Raw genomic sequence first — 5,879 nt, forward strand, 5'->3', positions numbered from 1 at the left:
AAGCGCGGCCGCACCTTTCTGCGGATGCGCGGAGCTCGCCCGAATGACCGACCTGCCTCAACTGACGCCGTCGCAATCCGCCGACCTGCTCGTCCAGGCGCTGCCGCATATGCAGCGCTACGACCAGGAGATCATCGTCATCAAGTATGGCGGCAACGCCATGGGCGACGCCGCCACGGCCGAGGATTTCGCCGAGGACATCGTACTGCTCGAGCAGTCCGGGCTGAAGCCGGTGGTCTGCCATGGCGGCGGGCCGCAGATCGCCGCCATGCTGAAGAAGCTCGGCATCCAGTCCGAGTTCAAGCAGGGCCTGCGCGTCACCGACGCGGCGACCGTCGACGTCGTCGAGATGGTCCTGGCCGGCTCCGTGAACAAGGAGATCGTCGGCTACATCACCCGCGAAGGCGGCCGCGCCATCGGCCTGTGCGGCAAGGACGGCAACATGGTCACCGCCCGCAAGGTGACGCGTACCGTCGTCGACCCCGATTCCAAGATCGAGGAGGTCCTCGATCTCGGCTTCGTCGGCGAGCCCGAGACGGTCAACACCACCGTGCTCGATGCCGTGCTGAAAGCCGAGCTGATCCCGGTGCTGGCGCCGGTCTGCGCCGCTGCCGACGGCCAGACCTACAACGTCAACGCCGACACCTTCGCCGGCGCCATCGCCGGCGCGCTCAACGCCAAGCGCCTGCTGCTGCTGACCGACGTGCCGGGCGTGCTCAACAAGGACAAGCAGCTCATCCCGGAGCTGACGGTCGAGGAGTGCCGCCGCCTGATCGCCGACGGCACGATCTCCGGCGGCATGATCCCGAAGATCGAGACCTGTATCTACGCGCTGGAAAAGGGCGTCGAGGCCGTCGTCATCCTCGACGGCAAGGTGCCGCATGCGGCGCTGATCGAACTCTTCACCGACACCGGCGCCGGCACGATCATCCGGCGCTGAGGCGAACCCCGTCCCGGACGGGGCGAAGCTCCGGCCCGGGAATGGCATGACCAGAACGCGCCGGTTTGAGAGATGGTCGGGTCAAGCCCGACCATGACGGCGGGACGACCCGCGGCGATTAAGCCTTGGCCAAGGACTTGCAGCGCAGACTCCGGCTCGCCACATCACGGAGTCCAATGAAAATACTCGCTGACACCCCTGCCGCTGCCCCGCCCCTGACGGCGGAAGGCTTCGCGCATGTCGACCACTGGATCTTCGATCTCGACAACACGCTCTACTCGCACGAGGCCAAGGTCTGGCCGCAGGTCGACGAGCGCATCACGCTGTTCCTGTTCGAGATGTTCGGCCTCGACGGCCTCTCCTCGCGCGCGCTGCAGAAGTACTACTACCAGCGCTACGGCACGACCCTGAAGGGGCTGATGGAAGAGTACGGCATCGACCCCGACGACTTCCTCGACTTCGCCCACCAGATCGATCTCAGCCTGCTCGACCCGAACCCCGAACTCGGGGACGCGATCGCCGCCCTGCCGGGCCGCAAGCTGATCCTGACCAACGGCTCGCGCGGGCATGCGGAGAACGTCGCGGGCAAGCTCGGCATCCTCCATCATTTCGAGGATATCTTCGACATCGTGCAGGCCGGCTTCACGCCGAAGCCCGAGCGCGCCACCTACGAGAATTTCCTCGCCAAGCACTCCGTCGATCCCGGGCGCGCGGCTATGTTCGAGGATATCGAGAAGAACCTCGTCGTGCCCAGCGCACTCGGCATGAAGACCGTGCTGATCGTGCCGAAGACGCCCGATCCCTTCCGCGAGGCCTGGGAACAGGTCGCCGTCGAGGCCGGGCACGTCCATCACGTCACCGCCGATCTCACGGGCTTCCTGAAGCCACTCGGCCGGCTTGCCGAACAAAAGGCCTGAGGGGAGGAAGCTTCACTGCCATCGGCGTTTTCAGAAAAGGAAATTCTGTTCTTCTTTACGAACGGAATGGGAGATGCTACTGGCCTTGTCCGCTAAAAAGAACGGACTGAGGTTCCCATGTCGGCATCGGACAACGCCGCAGCCAAGCTGCATCCTGAAACCCGCCTCGTCCATGCCGGCACCATGCGCTCGCAATTCGGCGAGACGTCCGAGGCGCTGTTCCTGACGCAGGGCCATGTCTATGACAGCGCCGAGCAGTGCGAAGCGCGCTTCCTGAACAAGGACCCGGGCTTCCAGTACGCCCGCTTCTCCAACCCGACCGTGGCGATGCTGGAAGGGCGCATGGCCGCCTTCGAAGGTGCCGAGGCCTGCCGCGCCACGGCCACCGGCATGGCGGCCGTCACCGCGGCTGTGATGGCGCCGCTGCGCGCCGGCGACCATGTCGTCGCCGCCCGCGCGCTGTTCGGCTCCTGTCGCTACATCGTCGAGGACCACCTGCCGCGTTACGGCGTCGAGTCGACGCTGGTCGACGGCACCGACATCGAAGCCTGGCGCGCGGCGGTCAGGCCGAACACCAAGGTCTTCTTCCTCGAAACACCGTCGAATCCGACGCTGGAAGTGATCGACATCGCGGCGGTCGCGAAGATCGCCAAGGCGGCCGGCGCGAAACTCGTCGTCGACAATGTCTTCGCCACCCCGCTCTTCCAGCGCCCGTTCGAGCTCGGCGCCGACCTCGTCGTCTATTCCGCGACGAAGCATATCGACGGCCAGGGGCGCTGCCTCGGCGGCCTCATCGTCGGCTCGAAGGAGCTCATCGAGGGCGACATCCAGACCTTCCTGCGCCAGACCGGCCCGGCGATCTCGCCCTTCAACGCCTGGGTGATGCTCAAGGCTCTGGAGACGCTGCCGCTGCGCATCGCCAGGCAGGCGGAGAACGCCACGAAGGTCGCGGACTGGCTCGCCGCCCATGCCAAGCCGTCGAAGGTGATCTTCTGCGGCCACAAGAGCCATCCGCAGGCCGAGATCATCGCGCGCCAGATGAGCGGCCCGTCGACGCTGATCGCCTTCGAGGTGCCGGGCGGCAAGGAGGCGGCCTATCGCCTGCTCAACGCCTGCAGGCTGATCCGCATCTCCAACAATCTCGGCGACGCCAAGAGTCTGATCGTCCATCCGGCGACGACGACGCATCAGCGCTTCACGCCGGAAATTCGCGCCGACATGGGCGTCACCGACGGCATGATCCGCCTCTCGATCGGCCTGGAGCACGCCGATGACCTGATCGCCGATCTGGAGCAGGCGCTGGCGCAGGTGTGAGGCGTTTCAGGGCGTCATTCTCGGGCTTGACCCGATAATCTCATGACCAGAGTGCACTGGTCCGAGAGATGCTCGGGTCAAGCCCGAGCATGACGGCGGTGGCAGCGCCGCGCCGGCAGTGGCCATCCCCGCGCACCCCTGCTAAAGCGGGGCCGGTTCCCGCCAAGCCTTGAGAGGCCAGCATGCGTTCGGGCGAAGTGAAGCGCCGCACCAACGAGACCGATATCGCGGTCTCGCTCCTGATCGACGGTACCGGCAAGGCCGAGATCGCCACCGGCGTCGGCTTCTTCGACCATATGCTCGATCTGTTCGCCCGCCATTCGCTGATCGACCTCAAAGTCGCCGTGAAGGGCGACACGCATATCGACGACCATCATTCGGTCGAGGATGCCGGCATCGCCATGGGCGAGGCGCTCAAGACCGCGCTCGGCGCGAAGAAGGGCATCCGCCGCTATGCCGATGTCCACCTGCCGATGGACGAGACGCTGACGCGCGTCGCGGTCGACGTCTCCGGCCGGCCCTTCCTGGTCTTCCGCACCGAGTTCAAGGCGCAGAAGATCGGCTCTTTCGACACCGAGCTTGTGCGCGAGTTCTTCCAGGCCTTCGCCATCAATGCCGGCATCACGCTGCATGTCGAGACCTTGTATGGCGACAACGCGCACCACATCGCCGAAAGCTGCTTCAAGGGGCTGGCACGGGCGCTGCGGCAGGCGCTGGAAGTCGATCCGCGCGAAGGCGACCGCATCCCCTCGACCAAGGGCGCTTTGTAGGAGCAGGTCATGGCGTTCTACACGGTTCTGACGCCGCCGCCCGTCCCCGGACGGGGCGGCGAGGATATCGAGCGGGCGCGGCTCATCCCCGAGAGCTTCTCCTGGAGCGCCTTCGTGCTCACCGGGCTCTGGCTGCTCGGCAGGCGGCTCTGGCTCGGGACGCTGCTGTTCGTGCTGGTCTGGGGTGGCCTGGCCTATCTGCGCAGCCGCTTCGGCCTGCATCAGAGCGCGCTGTCGCTGATCTACTGGTCGATCGCGCTGTTCCTCGGCGTCGAGGGCAACAACCTCGTCGTGCGCAAGCTGCTGCGCAAGGGCTGGCGGCTTGCCGACGTAGTCGAGGCACGCAGCCTTCCCGAAGCTGAGCGGCGTTATTTCGAGCGGGCGCTGGCCGGCGTGGCCGCGCCGACGCGGACGGAACCCGCCGCCCCTGCGATGGTGGCGCGGCCGAGCGGTCCGTTGCCGATCATCGGCCTGTTTCCGGAGGCCCGCGGACGATGAGCCAGAGCGTCGCCATCATCGACTACGGCTCGGGCAACCTGCACTCCGCCGCCAAGGCCTTCGAGCGGGCGGCGCTGGAGAGCGGCATCGCCTCGACCATCCACGTCACCAGCGACACCGACATCGTCCGCGCCGCCGATCGCATCGTGTTGCCGGGCGTCGGCGCCTTTGCCGATTGCCGCCGCGGGCTCGATGCCGTGCCCGGCATGGTGGAGACGCTGGAAGAGATGGTACGGGCCAAGGGCCGGCCCTTCCTCGGCATCTGCGTCGGCATGCAGCTGCTCGCCTCGCGCGGGCTGGAATACACGATCACGCAGGGCCTCGGCTGGATTCCGGGCGACGTCACGCTGATCGAGCCAGACGACGAGAGCCTGAAGATCCCCCATATGGGCTGGAACGTCCTGCACAAGCAGGACGAGCACCCGTTGCTCGACGGGATCGAAACCGGTCCGCAGGGCCTGCACGCCTATTTCGTCCATTCCTATGCGCTGGCGGCCGAGCGCCCGCAGGACGTCCTCGCCCTGACCGACCATGGCGGGCCCGTCACCGCGATGGTCGCGCATGGCAACGTCGCCGGCACGCAGTTCCACCCCGAGAAGAGCCAGAAGCTTGGGCTGAAGCTCATCACGAATTTCCTGAACTGGAAGCCATGATCCTCTTTCCCGCGATCGACCTGAAGGAAGGCCGCTGCGTGCGGCTGAAGCAGGGCGACATGGCCCAGGCCACGGTCTTCAACGACGACCCCGCCGCGCAGGCGGCCGCCTTCGAGGCCCAGGGCTTCCAATGGCTGCATGTCGTCGATCTCGACGGTGCCTTCGCCGGCAAGCCGATGAACGCGGCCGCGGTCGAGGCCATCCTGAAGCGCGTCGCCTTCCCCGTGCAGCTCGGCGGCGGCATCCGCGACATGAAGACGGTCGCGGGTTGGCTCGACAAGGGCATCAGGCGCGTCATCATCGGCACGGCGGCAGTACGCGACCCCGGCTTCGTGCGCGAGGCGGCGAGGGCTTATCCGGGGCAGGTCGCTGTCGGCATCGACGCCCGCGACGGCTTCGTCGCCGTCGAGGGCTGGGCCGAGACCTCGTCGCTTGCAGCGGCCGATCTCGGCAAGCGCTTCGAGGATGCCGGCGTCGCCGCGATCATCTACACCGACATCGCCCGCGACGGCATGCTCCAGGGCATCAACTGGGAAGGCACGATCGCGCTGGCGCAGGCCGTGTCGATCCCGGTCATCGCCTCCGGCGGCCTCGCCTCGATGGCGGATATCGAACGCCTCTGCGCCGATGATGCCGCGATCCTCGAGGGCGCGATCACCGGGCGCGCGCTCTATGACGGGCGCATCGACCCGGCCGCGGCGCTGAAGCGGCTGGCAACCTGAGGCTCCGCCGTCATTCCGGCGCAAGCGCGGAGCGCTTGAGCCCGGAACCGCTGCGAGCCATCCAG

The 5,879-nt window shown here is 66.9% G+C and carries 7 protein-coding genes; all 7 read left to right on the forward strand.

Annotated elements, in window-relative coordinates; translation table 11 throughout:
- Nucleotides 1–43: 43 nt before the first annotated feature.
- The 7 genes from argB to hisA all read left to right on the forward strand — a co-directional run bounded on the left by argB (nucleotide 44) and on the right by hisA (nucleotide 5,814).
- Nucleotides 44–940, forward strand: a complete 897-nt coding sequence (gene argB, locus ACIPIA_RS09115) for an acetylglutamate kinase (protein WP_400508740.1) — start codon at nucleotides 44–46, stop codon at nucleotides 938–940.
- Nucleotides 941–1,116: 176 nt separating this feature from the next.
- Nucleotides 1,117–1,857 carry a pyrimidine 5'-nucleotidase gene (locus ACIPIA_RS09120; protein WP_400508741.1) on the forward strand — a complete coding sequence of 247 codons (741 nt, stop codon included), beginning with the start codon at nucleotides 1,117–1,119 and terminating at the stop codon, nucleotides 1,855–1,857.
- A gap of 117 nt (nucleotides 1,858–1,974) precedes the next feature.
- Nucleotides 1,975–3,171, forward strand: coding sequence for an O-succinylhomoserine sulfhydrylase (locus ACIPIA_RS09125; RefSeq protein WP_400508743.1), 1,197 nt, complete (start codon nucleotides 1,975–1,977; stop codon nucleotides 3,169–3,171).
- A 182-nt stretch (nucleotides 3,172–3,353) separates the two neighbouring features.
- The gene (gene hisB / locus ACIPIA_RS09130; RefSeq protein ID WP_400508745.1) at nucleotides 3,354–3,941 is read left to right on the forward strand and encodes an imidazoleglycerol-phosphate dehydratase HisB; all 588 of its coding nucleotides are present in this window, start codon (nucleotides 3,354–3,356) and stop codon (nucleotides 3,939–3,941) included.
- Nucleotides 3,942–3,950: 9 nt separating this feature from the next.
- Entirely contained in the window at nucleotides 3,951–4,439 is a 489-nt protein-coding gene (locus ACIPIA_RS09135) for a DUF2628 domain-containing protein (RefSeq protein ID WP_400508747.1), read from the forward strand.
- The gene (hisH, locus tag ACIPIA_RS09140) at nucleotides 4,436–5,092 is read left to right on the forward strand and encodes an imidazole glycerol phosphate synthase subunit HisH (protein WP_400508749.1); all 657 of its coding nucleotides are present in this window, start codon (nucleotides 4,436–4,438) and stop codon (nucleotides 5,090–5,092) included. The genes ACIPIA_RS09135 and hisH overlap by 4 nt, the downstream gene beginning before the upstream one ends.
- Nucleotides 5,080–5,814, forward strand: a complete 735-nt coding sequence (gene hisA, locus ACIPIA_RS09145) for a 1-(5-phosphoribosyl)-5-[(5-phosphoribosylamino)methylideneamino]imidazole-4-carboxamide isomerase (RefSeq protein ID WP_400508751.1) — start codon at nucleotides 5,080–5,082, stop codon at nucleotides 5,812–5,814. Before hisH ends, hisA begins: the two co-directional genes overlap by 13 nt.
- Nucleotides 5,815–5,879: the final 65 nt, after the last annotated feature.

Origin of the sequence: Allobosea sp. CER48 (genome assembly GCF_044752385.1) — a bacterium.
Classification (GTDB): domain Bacteria; phylum Pseudomonadota; class Alphaproteobacteria; order Rhizobiales; family Beijerinckiaceae; genus Allobosea.